Origin of the sequence: Methylobacterium sp. WL9, assembly GCF_008040035.1 — a bacterium.
Classification (GTDB): Bacteria; Pseudomonadota; Alphaproteobacteria; order Rhizobiales; family Beijerinckiaceae; genus Methylobacterium; species Methylobacterium thuringiense.
The window spans coordinates 1-14,368 of sequence record NZ_VRVE01000097.1; the positions used below are offsets into that span (position 1 = coordinate 1).

Genomic DNA, 14,368 nt, shown 5'->3' on the forward strand with positions numbered 1-14,368 from the left:
GCGCCGGCCTGCCGGCCCTGCTGCTGCCCGCGATCCAGGCGGCGCTGTCGGCCTGGCGCGAGGCCGCGACGGGGAGCGCCGAGATCGAGGGTCCGCGTCTGGCCCGCCGGATGATCGAGCGCGCGCTCACCGCCTGCGAAGACATGCCCTTCGCCGAGAGCCGCAGCCTGATGGCGCTCCTCGCCCGCTTCGAGGCGGAGGCCGCCCGCGAGGAGGCCCGCGCGCATGCGCGTTTCCTGGCAGCCGAAGCCGAGCGGGACGACATCCTGCGCATCGAGGCCGTACGGCGCGAGGCCGCCGGCTTTCTGCCGGAAGCCGTGCCCATGCAGAGCCTTGCCACCGAGGCGGTCGCATCGGACCGGCTCTCCCGCGTCCTCGACGAATTGCCCGACGCGATCATCGCGAGCTACCGCGCCGAGCACGAGCGCCGGCAGGCCGAGGCGGCGACCGCCGTCCTCGACGGCCTCTCCGACGCCCTGATGACGCGCTTCCTGGCCGACCGCGCGACCTCGGGCGCCGAGGCCGAGCGCGCCGAAGAGCCGGCCCAGCCGCTCATGCTGGTGACGGTCCCGTCCCGCGGGCCGGAGATGCAGGACGCCCCGGATCTGGTGGAGAGCCTGATCTCCGAAAGCATCCTGGCGAGCTACCGCGACGACCGCGAGCGCATCGCCGCCTGAGACCGGTGCCGCCCTGGGCGGACCGACCGCTTCGGCCGGAAACCGCATGAGACGGATCCACGCATGTGGTTTCGGCCCCGCGCGGTGTCCCGCCGGAGGCATGGCCCAAGAAAACCCCGATCGACAAAACCCCGAAAAAAACGGGGTGACGCGGGACGCCGCGGAACCCGCAGCGCGCAGTGATCACACACGAATCCGGTTCGCCGGCGTCCCGCGATCCGGGCCTTCGTGAAGGGCGCGGACCGGTGCTGCGTCACGATGGTGTTCGGGTGGCGTCGACCTGTCGCTCAACAATTCCGGGCGCTGCGCTCCTGCCGAGCAGGATGCCCACATCCCCGGAGAGTTAACCCGGCACCTGCTTCCGTGCGCGCCACCTCGTCGTGGATGGCGCCGACAGCCTCTCGGTTTCGCCGAGGCCGGGTCGGCCAAAGCCCGGCGCATTTCCACGGCGGACCCCGCCACGACCAGGGCAGACCTTGCGTCGATGCCCCGCCCGGGGCGGCGATGGTCAGACCACCGACGCGGGCATCGCCCCAGCCTCCCAAAGCACCGCCCTCGACCCTGCGGCGCTTCCCCGAAAGTCCCGGGAGGCGAGTGACGGCAAACAAGCATGAAGTAGGTAATTTTTCAATGTATAGGTTAAAAAGCTTGCACGTTTAAGACAAAGACCTGCGTCACGCGCATGCAACCCCGATTCGGCTTGGCCGTTTGGTGCAGCGTGATGACGGCTGCGATGGTGCGTCGCAGCGAACTCGTTGCCGCAACGCACGTTAGCATGTGCGCCAGCGCGCATCGCGGGCGTTGCAGTCCCGCTATCTCGTTGGGCAACGCAACATATCAGGGACGTTCGATTTCATGACGGGAGCCAACATGGTGTTTTCGAAGATCGTGACCTTCGGCGTCACCGTGGCCTTCGCCAGCATGCTGGTTATCGCCGCCGTGGGCTCGTCGGGGCTGCTTCTCGACTACTGAACGTTCGGGAACGGCAGGCCGATTGCGCCGCCTTTCCCGCCCTTCATGACATTCGTGCCGCCCCGCGACGACGTTGGGCGGCACGTGCGCTCTACGGGAGGCCCCTCGGCCTCCCGTTTTCGTGTCAGCCGAACTGCTCGCGAAGGATCCGCTCGTCGAGGCTGTGTCCGGGATCGTGCAGCAGCACGAGGTCCGTGGCGTGGTCGAGCCAGGTCTCGACGGTGCGGACCCGGCGAAACTCGGTGTGGTCGGCCACCGCCGCCACCGGCCGGTGGGCGGCGTCCAGCACCTCGATGTGGATGCGCGCGAAGTTCGGCAGCAAGGCCCCGTTCCAGCGCCGCGGCCGGAACGACGAGATCGGCGTCAGGGCGAGCAACTGCGCGTTGAGCGGCAGGATCGGGCCGCCCACCGAGAAATTGTAGGCGGTCGAACCGGCCGGGGTCGCCACGAGCACCCCGTCGGCAATCAGTTCCGGCAGCCGGACTTGCCCGTCGATCGAGATCCTCAGCTTCGCCGTCTGGTGCATCTGGCGCAGCATGTAGACTTCGTTGATCGCCGGCGCCTCGTGGGTGCGCCCCTCCGTGTCGGTGACGACCATGGCGAGGGGGTGGATCACGCTGCGCTGCGCCGTCTCCAGCCGCTCGATCAGCCCATCCTCGCGAAACTCGTTCATGAGGAAGCCGACGGTGCCGCGGTTCATGCCGTAGATCGGCTTCGAGCCGTCCATGAAGCGGTGGAGCACCTGCAGCATCAGGCCGTCGCCGCCGAGCGCCACCACGACGTCGGCCTCTTCCGGCGCGACATGGTCGTAGCGGCGCATCAGCGCCTCCGCCGCCTCGCGGGCATCGGGCGTCGGGCTCGCGACGAAGGCGATCCGTGGGAAGCGCGCCGCCATCGAATCCAGCAATCCGCGTTCGAGCCGTGTTGACGCAGCGACCGGGCGAGGTCTCACTCGCTCCGGGATGGGTCTGCACCAAGAGGCATAGCATGGAGCGCCCGCTCCTCGTCTACACGACCTTCGCCGATGCCGAGACGGCGCTGGCCGTCGGCGAAGACCTGGTGCGCGAGCGGCTTTGCGCCTGCGTCAACGTCCTGCCCGGCATGGCCTCGGTCTATGCCTGGAAGGGTGCCATCGAGCGTGGCCGGGAGGTCGTGGCGATCCTCAAGACGCGCGAGGGCCTCGCCGACGCCTTGGGCGCCGCGCTGAAGGCGCGACACCCCTACGAGACGCCGATCATCCTGCACCTGCCGGTGGCGGGGGCAGACCCGGACACGGCGGCCTGGATCGTGGCGGAGACGGGCGGGGAGGGTGCGCCTCAACCCGGCCCGACCGGATAGCTCCGCCCCTTCCAGGCGGCGGGCGCCCGCCCCCGGGCCTCGCGAACCAGCGCCGTCCACTGGATCGCCAGCGCCGTCGCCATCGTCAGCGGGTGCAGGGGAATCGTCGCGAGCGGCTCGGCGCTCGCGCGCGTGATCGCCGCCCGGGTACCGAGGGAGACGAGGCCGGCGGCAAGCGCTACCAGCGCGACCGAGCCCGGCAGCCCGGCGGCGAGTGCCAGCACGAGCAGCAGCCACGGCAAGATCTGGCCGCCGAACAGCAGAAACGTCCAGACGGGCAGGGCACGGGGCGTCGCCATGCCCTCGCGGGCGTTCTTCGAAAAGCCGGCCCATGCCTGCGCGAAGCCCGGATACATCTGGCAGGAGGCGAGGCTACTGCCGGCGACGAGATCGGTCCGGTAGCCGGCGGCCCGGAGAGCCCGTGGCAGGGTGACGCCGTCATGCATCGAGGTCCGCACCGCGCCGTGGCCGCCGGTCTGGCGGTAGGCGTCCGCCGCGATCATCATCAGTTGCCCGCAGCCGGCGGCGAGCGAGACGTCGGGCCGCCTGCGCATCAGCGGCACCGGCAGGAAGCCGAGAAGCAGAAACGTGATGGCCGGCACGGTCAGCCGCTCGCCGAGGGTCTGCATCGCCTGACGCGGCACGCCGCTGACGAGGGCCGCACCGGTCCGCGCGGCGTGGGCCGAGAGGGCAGCGGCGGCGTTCGGCCCCAAGGTCACGTCGGCATCGATGAAGAGCAGGCGATCGCCCCCGGCGACCTTCGCCAGGGTGACGCAGCCGTTGTTCTTGCCGGTCCAACCCTCGGGCAGGGCCGGCACCGCGACGAGCCTGAGGCGCGGGTCGCCCATGGCGATCTCGGAGACGAGCGCCGCGGTGGCGTCGGTGGAATGGTCGTCGCCGACCAGCACCTCGACGGCGACGCCCTCGCTCGCCAGCGCCGCACGCACCGTGCCCGCGATGATCGCCGCCTCGTTGCGGGCCGGGATCAGGATCGAGACGAGCCCCGTCGCGGACGGGGCCGGATCGGGCGTCGCCAGCGCCCTCAGGTTCACGGCGGCAAGGACCGCCGGCAGCAGGGCCAGGGCGAGGGAGAGGAGGGCGAGCGCCAGCATCACGGGATCCGTTCGGCCTCGTTCGCGCCGTGCGCGGGGTCGAAGCGCCGGCCGCGGGCTAGGGCGCCGAGCCGCCGCCAGAGATCGTAGACGCCGCCGACGCCGCGGGCGCCCTCGATCACGGCCGAGAAGCGGGCGGGATCGCGGGTCATCACGTCGGCGGAGAGATAGTCGAGCGTCGCGGTGAGCGCCGCCTCCAGATGGGCGAGGCGTTCGGGGCGTGTCAGGGCGAGGAGGTCGCGGGCGGCGATCGGCTCGCCGAAGGCACAGCAGGCCTCAGCCCCGCGCTCGTCCCAGAAGGCGTAGTCGAGGGCGAGCGGCACGAACAGCGCGTCCGGCGCGATCTCGGCCAGATGCGCGATGCCGGGGCGCAGATCGAGCGGCCGTGTGCGCACGTCCGAGAACCGGCCCTGCGCGGTGAGCCAGAGCATGTTTTCGGCTTTGGCCAGCACGTGGCGCGCCGAGGCCAGGAACTGCGCTGCGCCGCGCCGCGATTCGAGATCCACCGGAAAGGCGCCGAGCCGCCGGAAGATGCCGTATTTTTCGAGCATCCGGGCATCGAAGGGGGCGAACATCGCGCGGCTCGGAAACAGCCGGTCGGCCAGCAGGATCGTCGTCGCCGCATCCCACCAGGAGGGGTGGTTGCAATAGACCACCAGCGGCCCGGGGTGATCGAGCCGCCGCGGCGCGCCCCAGCGGGCGAGCCGCAGGGCATTCATGTGCCGGCGCAGGAACCGCGAAAAATACGCGGTCATGAAGCGCCAGACCCGAGCCGAGCGCACCGGCTCGGCGACGGGGCGGGGGAGACGGCTCACGCGGTCCTGCGCAGATCCGGCTGCGCGCCCGCCCGCAGATCCGTATCGAGGGCGTCGGCGGCGATCCAGCCGGACATCATCACCATCGGCATGCCGGGGCCGGGATGGGCCGCGCCGCCGGCGAGATAGAGCCCCTTCACTTCCCGCGAGCGGTTGCCGGGTTTGAAGGCGCCCGTCATCCGGCCGTGCGAGGCGAGGCCGTAGATCGCGCCGTTGAGCACGTGGTAGCGGTCGTGGATGTCCTGCGGCGTCAGGTGGCGCTCGAACACGATGCGCTCCTCGAGGTCCGGCATGCCGCCGGTGCGCTTGAGCTTGTCCAGGATCACCTGGCGATAGGCCGGAAACATCTTTTGCCAGTCGTGGTGCGGGCGCAGATACGGCGTGTGCACCAGGACATAGAGCGCCTCGCCGCCGTCCGGCGCCACCGACGGATCGGTGCCGGAGGGGGCGGCGAGATAGGCGGTGGGGTCCGGGGCCGGCTCGCCCTTGCGGTAGATGAAGTCGAACTCCTCTTCCGGATCGCGCGAGAAGACGAAGTCGTGGTGGCCGAGATGCTCGTAGCGCCGGTTCAGGCCGAGATAGAGCACAACGCCGGAGCAGGCCGGCTCGAAGGTCTTCTTCTCATACGTCTTGCCGACCGCGCCGCCGACGAGCTCGCGGTAGGTGCGGACGGAATCCATGTTGGAGATCACGGCGTCGTAGGCCGTGGTGCCGTTCGCGGTGCGGACACCGCGCAGCACGCCGTCGCGGATGTCGAGGCCCGTCACCTCGTCGGCCGGCCGCAGCGTCGCGCCGAGATCGGTAGCGAGCTTCGCCAGTCCCTCGGCGACCGCGCGGGTGCCGCCCATCGGATACCAGACGCCCTCCGAGACCTGCATGTGCCCGATGGCGCAGAGCACCGCCGGCGCGCCGTAGGGGGACGACCCGACATATTGGACGAAATGGTCGAGCATCTGGGCGAGCCGCGCATCCTTGACCTTGCCGCGGATGGTGCCGGCGACGGTGGAATGCATCCGCAGGGACAGCACGTCGCGCAGGGTCGACGGGTTCATGTTGGCGCGGATGTCGATCGTGTCGAACAGGTCCTGCACCGCCTTCCAGAAGAAGAATCTTTCGGAAACGCCGTGCAGGTTCTCGGAAATTGCCAGGAACTTCCTGTAGCCGTCTCCGACGCCCTCGCCGGGGGCAAAGCGGTCCATTGAGGCTGCCATGGCGTCGACGTTCTCGATCAAGTCGATGCGCGACCCGTCCTCGAAGAAACAGCGCCATTGCGGGTCGAGCCGGCGCAGGTCCAGCGCGTCGTGCACGCTGCGCCCGGCCTCGGAAAAGATCCGCTCCAGGACGCGGGGCACGGTGAGGATCGTCGGCCCCATGTCGAAGCGGAAACCGCCGTCGTTCAGGACCGCGGCCTTGCCGCCGAGCCAAGCGTTCTTGTCGTAGAGCGTGACCCGGTGACCGCGCGCCGCCGCCACGCAGGCCGCCGCCAGACCACCCAACCCGCCGCCGACCACCGCGACCGAGGAACCGCTACTCATGGTCGATACGACTCCCCGGGGCACGACCTGCGGCCGTCCTTTTCAGACAAGCTAGACCCGATCCGGACGCGGTCAACGCGAGACCCCGCGGCGCGATCGGAGAAACCAGGAACTTTCGAGCCCCGCTCGCACGTTAATCGCGAAACGAGGAGTCTTTTCATGCCGATGCGATCCATCATCGCGACGATGTTCGTCCTGACCGCCGCGCCCGCCTTCGCCCAGACCGAGACCGGCACCGGCGGCGGCCCCACCTCCACGGTGACCGCCCCCCACACCACCTCCGTCGGCCAGACCAAGCCGCCGGGCGCCGCCGCCGGACCGGGCCCTGCCGAAACCCGCGAGGGCCGCACGGAGCGGATGAACAAGGACGACAAGATCATGAAGGGCATCTGCATCGGCTGCGGGACGAAGTAGCCCCGCCGCCGACATCACCGCGCCTCGCCCTGCGTCGCAAGCGGCGCGGTTGCGGGGATGTCCTTCAGGGCGGGGGCCTTGGCACCGGCGAGGTCCTCGATCAGCAGGCGCGCCGAGATGCGGGCGCCCTCGTAGATCACCGGCAGGCCGGAGCCCGGATGGGTGCCGCCGCCGACGAGGTAGAGGCCCGGCCCGAAGCGGTTGTGCGGCCGGAACCACAGCATCTGTCCGAGATCGTGCGCGAGGTTGAAGGTCGCGCCCTCGTGCACCGTGAATTCGTCGCGCCAGTCGCGCGGGTCGAGCACGCGCTCGTAGCGGATGCGGCTCTCGATGTCGGCGATGCCCAGGAGCTTCAGGCGCTCCAGCACCAGCCGGCGGTAGGCCGGGCGCACGCTCTCCCAGTCGATGCCCGACTTGAGGTTCGGCACCGGCACCAGCACGTAGAGCGCGGTGTGGCCCGGAGGGGCCATGCCGCCGTCGGTGTATCCGGCATGCTGCACGTAGAGCGACGGCGTCATCGGCAGGGTGCCGCCGGTGATCTCCTCGATGTTCTGCTTGTAGTCCTTCGACAGCAGGATCGAGTGGTGCCCGAGACCTTCGGGGACTGTCCCCTCGATGCCGAGATACATCATGAAGGTCGAGCAGGAGAGGCGGGCCTTGTCCACCTTGCGGTCGCGCCAGCGCGGCCTCTGCGTCTCGGGCACGAGATCGCGAATGGTGCCGGCGAAGTCGCCGTTGATCACCACCGCGTCGGCGTTGAAGGTCTCTCCGTTCACGACGACGCCCGCGGCGCGCTTGCCCTGGTAGACCACGCGCTCGACCTTGGTGCCGAGGCGGATGTCGACACCCATGCGGCGGGCGAGCCCCGCCATCGCCTCGGAGACCGCGCCGCAGCCGCCCACCGGGTGGTAGACCCCGTGCTCGTATTCGAGGAACGACAGGATCGTGAACAGGCTCGGGCAGCGGAACGGCGACATGCCGAGATATTTGGTCTGGAACGAGAAGGCGAGGCGCACCCGCGGGTCGGCGAAGTAGCGCTTGAGATCCTTGTCTACGCTGCGGCCGGGATGGAGATGGGGCAGGGCGGCGAGCATCGCCGGGCTCATCATCGAGAAGAAGCGGTCGAAGGACTGCTCCAGCACCGGCTTGAAGAAGTTCAGCTTGGTCCGGTTCTCGGTAAAGAACGCATGCAGGTTCTTCGCATCCTCCGGCGCGATCCGGGCGATCTCGGCGCGCAGCCGGTCCTCATCGCCGGTGGCGCGGATCTCGCCCGAGACGCCGCCCTCGCCCTCGAAGAGCAGGTGGTACATCGGGTCGAGCCGCTTCAGCTCGACGTGATCCTCCAGCCGCTCGCCACAGCTCTCGAAGATGTCGGCCAGGATCTGCGGGTAGAGAAAGAAGGTCGGGCCGATATCGAAGCGGTAGCCGCCCGGCGCCTCGACCGTCTTGGTGCGCCCGCCGACCACGGCGTCGCGCTCGAACAGCGTGACGTGGATGCCGGCCTTGGCGAGCAGGAGCGCCGTGGCGAGACCGCCGGGTCCGGCTCCGACGACCGCGACGCGGCGGCCGGACAGGCTCCGCAACCCCTCGCCTGACTGTAGCAACGCCGTCCGCTCCCCCTCGAGACCCATAACCTGTCGGCAAGGCTATCTCTGCCTCCGCACGTTGTGCGGCAATTGCCACGGAATGTCGCGCGTAAAGCCACGCTTACAGCCGGCACCGTCGCCGCAGCAGGTGATGCAGCGCGATGGCGCCGGCGGTGGCGACGTTGAGCGAGTCGAATCCCGCCGCCATCCCGATCCGGATTCTCTGGCAGTGGGCCATCAGGTCCGGCGGAAGTCCGGGGCCTTCGCTGCCGAGCAGCACCAGGGCGCGGGCGGGCAGGGCGATGTCGGCGATGTCGGCCTCGGTCCCCGGCGTCATCGCCAGCGACACGAGGTCGTGGCGCGCGGCGAGGTCGAGCAGCGCCTGCGGGCTTGCCGTACGCGCGAAGGGCACGGTCAGCGCCGCGCCGGCCGAGACCCGGATTGCCTTGCGGTAGAGCGGATCACAGGTGGCGTCGTCGAGAAGCACCGCGTCGGCCCCGAAGGCGGCGGCGTTGCGAAACAGGCCGCCGACATTGTCGTGGTTGGTCAGGCCGACGAGGCCGAGCACGGTCGCGGGCGCCGGGGCAGGGGGGATCAGCCCGGCCGGCTCGGGCGGCGCGCCGCTCAGGCCCACGGCCAGGACGCCGCGATGCATCGGAAAGCCGGCCACCGCGCCCATCACGGCACGGGAGGCGCAATAGACCGGCGGCGGCGCGGGCATGGTTTCGATGAGATCACCGAGGCCGGGCAGGCGTTCCGGCGAAAGCAGGATCGACTCGACCCGGAAGCGCGAGGCCGGCGACAGCATCAGCCGCAGGGTGACCTCGCCCTCGACGATGAAGCGCCCCCGCCGGCCGACGAGATCCCGCTCACGGATCGACGCGTAGGGCGCGAGCCGCGGATCGGCGGGGTCGTCGATGGTGATCGCTGGACTGGCGCTCATCGTGTCGTCGACCCTCGACGCCGAAGCATCGACGGTCCCTGCACTCACAAAAGAATCAGGCGCGGCCGCCGCCCATGCGCATGGTGAGCGGGTCGGCCTCTTCCTTCTTCGGCACCTTCACCAGGGCCTCGCCGTCGAGCACGACCTCGTCGCCGACCTTGCAGGTGCAGGTGAGGCGGGCGCGGCGGCGCTCGGCGATGAGCTCGGCCACCTCGACGATGACCTCGACGGTGTCGCCGATGCGCACCGGCGCGCGGAAGTTGAGGGTCTGGCTGATGTAGACCGCGCCGGGGCCGGGCAGGCGGGTGCCGAGCACCGCCGAGATCAGCCCGGCCGTGTAGAGGCCGTGGGCGATGCGGGTGCCGAAGGGCGTGCGAGCCGCGAAGTGCTCGGAGAGGTGGATCGGGTTGCGGTCGCCGGTGATCTCGGCGAAGCCCACCACGTCGGAAGAGGAGATCTCCTTCTTCCAGATCTCGGTGAGGCCGACCTCCAGATCCTCGAAATACAGAATACGAAGTTCGGGCAACATCGCTGGGTGTCTCCGGTGCCGCCCGCGACGCATGCGAGCGCAGCAAAGCTTTGGCCTTGCACAGGACGGAGTGCAAATCCAGTGCGCGGGGCGCGCGGCCGAGGGCAATCCCGAACGCGGTCGGGACGGTCTGCACCGCGTCCGGGGCGGCGATTGCTCCCGGTGGGGCGGTCCGGTACGGCCCTCCCGGCGGCAAGCGCCCGCGGCGACGAGGTGAACCCGGCCATGGACGAACACGGCTCCGCGCCGGGATTGCGCCCGGTGGTCGTCCGCGTCGCCGCGCTGAACCTCGGCTATTTCGGCATCGAGATCGCGGTGGCGCTGGCCATCGGCTCGGTGGCGCTCTTGGCCGACAGCCTCGACTTTCTCGAGGACGCGGCGATCAACCTCCTGATCTTCGCCGGCCTCGGCTGGAGCCTGCGCAACCGGGCGCGGCTCGGCACGGCGCTCGCCTTCATCCTGCTGCTGCCGGCGCTGGGCGCAGCCTGGGCAGCCTGGGACAAGATCGCGGACATGGCGCCGCCGGCGCCCCTGCCGCTGACGCTCACCGGGATCGGTGCGCTCGCGGTCAACCTCACCTGCGCGCTGATGCTGGCGCGGCACCGCGCGGGCGGCGGCAGCCTGACCCGCGCGGCCTATCTCTCGGCCCGCAACGACGTGGCGGCGAACATCGCGATCATCCTGGCCGGCCTCGCCACGGCGGCGACGCTGTCGCCCTGGCCCGACCTCGTCGTCGGCCTCGGCATCGCGGTCCTCAACGCCGAGTCCGCCGTCGACATCCTCAAGGCGGCGCGCGCCGAGCGCCGCGGCGCCGCCGAAGCACGGGTTTGACCGGTTCATGCACCTGTTTCCGATCTCAGACCTGCATCTCGAACGCCGCCGCCTCGACCTGATCCCGCGGCCGACAGGGCCCTTCGACGTGATGGTCTGCGCCGGCGACCTGTTCGAGGGCCGCCCGGAGGAAGGGCTTGCCGCCGTGCTCGCGCTGGCGGACGGCCGGCCGGTGGTGCTGGTGCCGGGCAACCACGAGCATTACGCGCCCACCGGCGACGGCCGCACCGCACCCGAACTGCTCGCCGCCCTGCGTGCCGAGGTCGCGCGGCTGGTCGGGGAGGGCACCCGCCTCCACCTGCTGGAGAACGGCGCGAGCACCCTGATCGACGGGGTGCGCTTCGTCGGCACGACCCTGTGGAGCGACTGGTCGCTGGCGGGCCGCTGGCTGACGCCGGACACGCCCGGCCGCCCGGAAGACCCGGTCGCCTTCGCGGCGGCGCGTATGACCGATCCGGTCACCGGCTCGCGGGAGTTTCGCGGTTCGATCCGCAACGCCGACGGCACGGCCTGGTCGCCGGCCGACGCCATGGCGGCGCATCGCGCCGAAAAGGCCGCGCTGCTGGCCGCCCTCGCCGAGCCCCATGCCGGCCCGACCGTCGTGGTCACGCACCACCCGCCGAGCCCGCGCGCGGCCGACGCGTTCCGAGGCGCGCCCGGCGTGCCGTGGTGGGTGCCGGCCTTCTACGCGACCACCGTGCTCGAAGACCTGCCCGAGGCACAGCGCCCGGAGGCCTGGATCTCCGGGCATTTCCATGCCGGCCACGACTTGGCGGTCGGCCGCACCCGCTGGGTCGCGAACCCCGTGGAGGGCAAGACCTTCAAGCCGGACCTGCGCATCGCAATCGGCTGAGCGGGAAACGCCCGGGCCGTTCCCGTGTTGTCACGGACCGATCGTTCTCGAACCGGGAGCCAACCATGAAGTCCAAGACGGCTGCGGCGCTGGGCGTGCCGCTTCTGCTCCTATCCGGCGCCGCGTCGGCGCAATCGGGCGGCGGCAACAAGCCGGCCGAGATCCGCCAGCCCGGTCCTCCCCGGATCACGACGCCGGGCGAGCCGGCCACGGAGTTCGTGAAGCCGGGCGGCGGGACCAAGAGCGGACCGGGTTCGGTCGAGACGCAGGTCCGCGGCGGGACCGGCGCCGACAGCCGTTCGTCCAGTTCCGCCGCGGACGGCAATGCGGAGAAGCCGGAACTCCCCGTCGGCAACACCGGCGGCGGCGGCGGAAGCGGTGCCGGCGGCGGCTGACGCGATCCCGGCAACCGTATTTCGCCGCGACGAAAGCAGGATCGCGGGTGACGAAACACACGGAGCCGTTCGCGCCGAATCGCTAGATGCGCATGGATCTCGACCGGCGGTGTCAAACCCGCCGCCGCAGGAATCGGCCATGAGCGAGCGCATCGAAGACCTGAAGTTCATCGTCACCATCGGCCTCGTGACGCTGATCGGCACCGGCCTCACCGCCCTCGTCGGCTGAACCGCAGGGCCGCCGGCATCGACGGGGATGCGTGACGCATCCGAGTGACAGCCAAGCCCGCGCAAATCACGTAGAGCCTCCCTCACGCTCTGAGAACAAGCCGGGAACGTCGGTGCGTCCTCGGTGCCCTCAACCGGATCGTTAAGAGGCTTGGGTGATGCGAGGCTCGAACCTGTCCGTCCTCATCGCCGCCGCCTGGCTCTCGGCGGGCGCGGCGCAGGCGCAGGAGACCGATCTCGACGGCCTGCGCCGGGACTGGCACCGCTGCGTCCGCCAGCACTTTTCCGGCCAGCCCGTCAGCGTCGAGAAACGCGCGGCCGAGCGCGCGGCGCTCAGTGCCTGCAAGGCGTCCGAGGACGCCTATGTCGCGGCCGAATTCGCCTTCCGCTCCGCCGATTCCGACACCGCCGTACGCAAGGAGGGTCTCACCACCCGCGCCCGCGCCTGGATCTCCTCGGTGGCGGCCTACGTGGTCGACCCGGTCGCGTCGTGGTTCGGGCGCTGACGTGATACCGGCGGGCGCAGGCATCGACGCCTCCGGCGCGACGGGGCGTCGGCTTCGAGGGCCGGGCTTATGAAGAAGCTTCTCCTCATCGGGATCGGCACGGGCAATCCCGAGCACGTGACGCTACAGGCGGTGCGCGCGCTCAACGCGGCCGACGTGGTCTTTCTGATCGACAAGGGCGACGCCAAGGCCGAGCTGGTGCGGGTCCGCCGAGACATCTGCGAGCGCACCATCACGGGCGCGCAGCCGCGCTTCGTCGAGGCCGTGGATCCCGAGCGCGACCGGATGCCGGCGGATTACGGCGTCGCGGTCGACGACTGGCACGCCGCCCGGGCCGAACTCTACGAAGGCCTCATCGCCGAACACCTCGGCGAGGACGGCTGCGGCGCCTTCCTGGTCTGGGGCGACCCCTCGCTCTACGACAGCACGATCCGGATCATCGACCGCATCCGCGCCCGTGGCCGGATCGCCTTCGACGTCGAGGTCATCCCCGGCATCACCAGCGTCCAGGCGCTCGCCGCCGGCCACCGCATCGCGCTCAACGGCATCGGCGAGCCGGTGACCATCACAACCGGCCGGCGCCTCGCCGAGGACCTTTCGGGCGAGGGCGCCACGGTGGTGATGCTCGACGGCCGGGTCGATTTCGCCGGCCTCGACCCGGATCTGATCATCCACTGGGGCGCCTATCTCGGCACCGCCGACGAACTCCTCGTCACCGGGCGACTCGGCGACGTGGCGGAGGTTATCCGCGAGACCCGGCGCGCGGCGCGGCTGCGCCACGGCTGGATCATGGACATCTACCGGCTGAGCCGACCTGCGACATAGTGACAGCGGTCTGGGCCGATCTTTCCCGGACCGCATGACGAACGGATCGTTCGTTTTAAGAAACGTCTCTTGCGCGACACAGGCGATCCCCGACGCGCATCCGGCCCAGAAAACGCCCCGGCCCAACCCTTGCTTAGCCCTGGCGGGAATTGAAGATTGGCCTTGGTCGCAACGACCATCGAGCCATCTGGGGGCAGGTCATGGCGGCAGCCTGGCGCGTCGTACGTGGGATCGGACTGGCCGGGCTGGCGCTCGCCTGCCTCGGTGCCGACACGGTCGTCCAGGCTCATCTGCGCAGCGGCCTCGAACCCGCTGAGACCGGCCTGTTCGGCATCTACGCCCGCCTCTCCCTCGAACTCGAATCGCGCCTCGGCACCGACCTGCCGGGCCCCGAGACCCGGATCGTGCTCGGCCCCGGCGGGCGGGACGTGCGGCTCTCGGGCGAACTGACCGAGGGCGCCGGCGCGCGGCTCGAACGCCTGCTCGCCGAGAACCCCCGCGTCGAGCGCATCCACCTCACCAGCGAGGGCGGCCTCGTCGACGAGGGCGAGGCGATCGGCGCGGCGATCGCCCGGCACCGCCTCGCCACCTACGTCCCCGATTTCTGCGTCTCGGCCTGCACCCTCGCCTTCGTGCGCGGCCGCGAGCGCCACATCATGGCGGCGACCCGGCTCGGCTTCCACGCGCCCTACGAGGCCGGGCTGTTCGGTCAGGTGTTCCGCGCGGACGGCGCCCCCGAGCGGGCCGCCTACATCGCGGCCGGCGTCTCCGCCGAGTTCGCCGACGCCGCCCTGCGGGTGGCCTCGCAG

The 14,368-nt window shown here is 70.6% G+C and carries 14 protein-coding genes and 2 pseudogenes; 9 read left to right on the forward strand and 7 right to left on the reverse strand.

What is annotated here, in order from left to right; genetic code table 11:
• Positions 1 to 677, forward strand: a pseudogene (locus FV217_RS23040) (hypothetical protein); the annotation flags it as partial.
• A gap of 1,096 nt (positions 678 to 1,773) precedes the next feature.
• Here FV217_RS23040 and FV217_RS19655 read toward each other — a convergent pair.
• Complete coding sequence (locus FV217_RS19655; RefSeq protein WP_147819067.1) at positions 1,774 to 2,544, reverse strand: NAD kinase; 771 nt, start codon at positions 2,542 to 2,544, stop codon at positions 1,774 to 1,776.
• 92 nt (positions 2,545 to 2,636) lie between these two features.
• Between FV217_RS19655 and cutA the strand changes: the two genes are divergently transcribed.
• The gene (gene cutA, locus FV217_RS19660; protein ID WP_147819069.1) at positions 2,637 to 2,987 is read left to right on the forward strand and encodes a divalent-cation tolerance protein CutA; all 351 of its coding nucleotides are present in this window, start codon (positions 2,637 to 2,639) and stop codon (positions 2,985 to 2,987) included.
• Here the strand turns inward: cutA and FV217_RS19665 are convergent.
• The 3 genes from FV217_RS19665 to crtI (FV217_RS19675) are packed head-to-tail and all read right to left on the reverse strand — an operon-like array spanning position 2,966 to position 6,449.
• Complete coding sequence (locus FV217_RS19665; RefSeq protein WP_147819071.1) at positions 2,966 to 4,099, reverse strand: glycosyltransferase; 1,134 nt, start codon at positions 4,097 to 4,099, stop codon at positions 2,966 to 2,968. The genes cutA and FV217_RS19665 overlap by 22 nt on opposite strands.
• Complete coding sequence (locus FV217_RS19670) at positions 4,099 to 4,854, reverse strand: lysophospholipid acyltransferase family protein (RefSeq protein ID WP_147819088.1); 756 nt, start codon at positions 4,852 to 4,854, stop codon at positions 4,099 to 4,101. Before FV217_RS19670 ends, FV217_RS19665 begins: the two co-directional genes overlap by 1 nt.
• 56 nt (positions 4,855 to 4,910) lie before the next feature.
• Positions 4,911 to 6,449, reverse strand: a complete 1,539-nt coding sequence (gene crtI / locus FV217_RS19675) for a phytoene desaturase family protein (protein ID WP_147819073.1) — start codon at positions 6,447 to 6,449, stop codon at positions 4,911 to 4,913.
• A gap of 165 nt (positions 6,450 to 6,614) precedes the next feature.
• Here crtI (FV217_RS19675) and FV217_RS19680 point away from each other — a divergent pair, with 165 nt between their 5' ends.
• Complete coding sequence (locus FV217_RS19680; RefSeq protein WP_238232131.1) at positions 6,615 to 6,863, forward strand: hypothetical protein; 249 nt, start codon at positions 6,615 to 6,617, stop codon at positions 6,861 to 6,863.
• Positions 6,864 to 6,877: 14 nt separating this feature from the next.
• Here the strand turns inward: FV217_RS19680 and crtI (FV217_RS19685) are convergent, their stop codons facing one another.
• The 3 genes from crtI (FV217_RS19685) to croR form a co-directional block, all read right to left on the reverse strand.
• Positions 6,878 to 8,467, reverse strand: a complete 1,590-nt coding sequence (gene crtI / locus FV217_RS19685; RefSeq protein ID WP_147819091.1) for a phytoene desaturase family protein — start codon at positions 8,465 to 8,467, stop codon at positions 6,878 to 6,880.
• Between the two features lie 103 nt (positions 8,468 to 8,570).
• Positions 8,571 to 9,392, reverse strand: a complete 822-nt coding sequence (locus tag FV217_RS19690) for an RNA methyltransferase (RefSeq protein ID WP_147819077.1) — start codon at positions 9,390 to 9,392, stop codon at positions 8,571 to 8,573.
• Positions 9,393 to 9,447: 55 nt separating this feature from the next.
• On the reverse strand, positions 9,448 to 9,921 hold the full coding sequence (croR, locus tag FV217_RS19695) for a 3-hydroxybutyryl-CoA dehydratase (RefSeq protein WP_147819079.1): 474 nt from the start codon (positions 9,919 to 9,921) through the stop codon (positions 9,448 to 9,450).
• Between the two features lie 225 nt (positions 9,922 to 10,146).
• On the opposite strand from croR, the gene FV217_RS19700 reads away from it, so the two are divergent.
• The 6 genes and pseudogenes from FV217_RS19700 to FV217_RS19725 form a co-directional block, all read left to right on the forward strand.
• Entirely contained in the window at positions 10,147 to 10,752 is a 606-nt protein-coding gene (locus tag FV217_RS19700) for a cation transporter (RefSeq protein ID WP_147819093.1), read from the forward strand.
• Positions 10,753 to 10,759: 7 nt separating this feature from the next.
• Positions 10,760 to 11,605, forward strand: a complete 846-nt coding sequence (locus FV217_RS19705) for a metallophosphoesterase (RefSeq protein WP_147819081.1) — start codon at positions 10,760 to 10,762, stop codon at positions 11,603 to 11,605.
• Between the two features lie 65 nt (positions 11,606 to 11,670).
• The gene (locus FV217_RS19710; protein WP_147819083.1) at positions 11,671 to 12,000 is read left to right on the forward strand and encodes a hypothetical protein; all 330 of its coding nucleotides are present in this window, start codon (positions 11,671 to 11,673) and stop codon (positions 11,998 to 12,000) included.
• 386 nt (positions 12,001 to 12,386) lie between these two features.
• Entirely contained in the window at positions 12,387 to 12,734 is a 348-nt protein-coding gene (locus FV217_RS19715; protein WP_147819085.1) for a hypothetical protein, read from the forward strand.
• A gap of 69 nt (positions 12,735 to 12,803) precedes the next feature.
• Positions 12,804 to 13,559: a precorrin-6A synthase (deacetylating) gene (gene cobF, locus FV217_RS19720; RefSeq protein ID WP_147819087.1), complete on the forward strand. Its 756-nt coding sequence runs from the start codon at positions 12,804 to 12,806 to the stop codon at positions 13,557 to 13,559.
• 200 nt (positions 13,560 to 13,759) lie between these two features.
• A pseudogene (locus FV217_RS19725) lies at positions 13,760 to 14,368 on the forward strand (hypothetical protein); the annotation flags it as partial.

Excerpts from the sequence above, each read along its gene's own strand:
- FV217_RS19655 (WP_147819067.1), bottom strand. The coding sequence starts at position 2,544 with ATGGCGGCGCGCTTCCCACGGATCGCCTTCGTCGCGAGCCCGACGCCC.
- cutA (WP_147819069.1), top strand. The coding sequence starts at position 2,637 with ATGGAGCGCCCGCTCCTCGTCTACACGACCTTCGCCGATGCCGAGACG.
- FV217_RS19665 (WP_147819071.1), bottom strand. The coding sequence starts at position 4,099 with ATGCTGGCGCTCGCCCTCCTCTCCCTCGCCCTGGCCCTGCTGCCGGCG.
- FV217_RS19670 (WP_147819088.1), bottom strand. The coding sequence starts at position 4,854 with ATGACCGCGTATTTTTCGCGGTTCCTGCGCCGGCACATGAATGCCCTG.
- crtI (WP_147819073.1), bottom strand. The coding sequence starts at position 6,449 with ATGAGTAGCGGTTCCTCGGTCGCGGTGGTCGGCGGCGGGTTGGGTGGT.
- FV217_RS19680 (WP_238232131.1), top strand. The coding sequence starts at position 6,615 with ATGCGATCCATCATCGCGACGATGTTCGTCCTGACCGCCGCGCCCGCC.
- FV217_RS19690 (WP_147819077.1), bottom strand. The coding sequence starts at position 9,392 with ATGAGCGCCAGTCCAGCGATCACCATCGACGACCCCGCCGATCCGCGG.
- croR (WP_147819079.1), bottom strand. The coding sequence starts at position 9,921 with ATGTTGCCCGAACTTCGTATTCTGTATTTCGAGGATCTGGAGGTCGGC.
- FV217_RS19700 (WP_147819093.1), top strand. The coding sequence starts at position 10,147 with ATGGACGAACACGGCTCCGCGCCGGGATTGCGCCCGGTGGTCGTCCGC.
- FV217_RS19705 (WP_147819081.1), top strand. The coding sequence starts at position 10,760 with ATGCACCTGTTTCCGATCTCAGACCTGCATCTCGAACGCCGCCGCCTC.
- FV217_RS19710 (WP_147819083.1), top strand. The coding sequence starts at position 11,671 with ATGAAGTCCAAGACGGCTGCGGCGCTGGGCGTGCCGCTTCTGCTCCTA.
- FV217_RS19715 (WP_147819085.1), top strand. The coding sequence starts at position 12,387 with ATGCGAGGCTCGAACCTGTCCGTCCTCATCGCCGCCGCCTGGCTCTCG.
- cobF (WP_147819087.1), top strand. The coding sequence starts at position 12,804 with ATGAAGAAGCTTCTCCTCATCGGGATCGGCACGGGCAATCCCGAGCAC.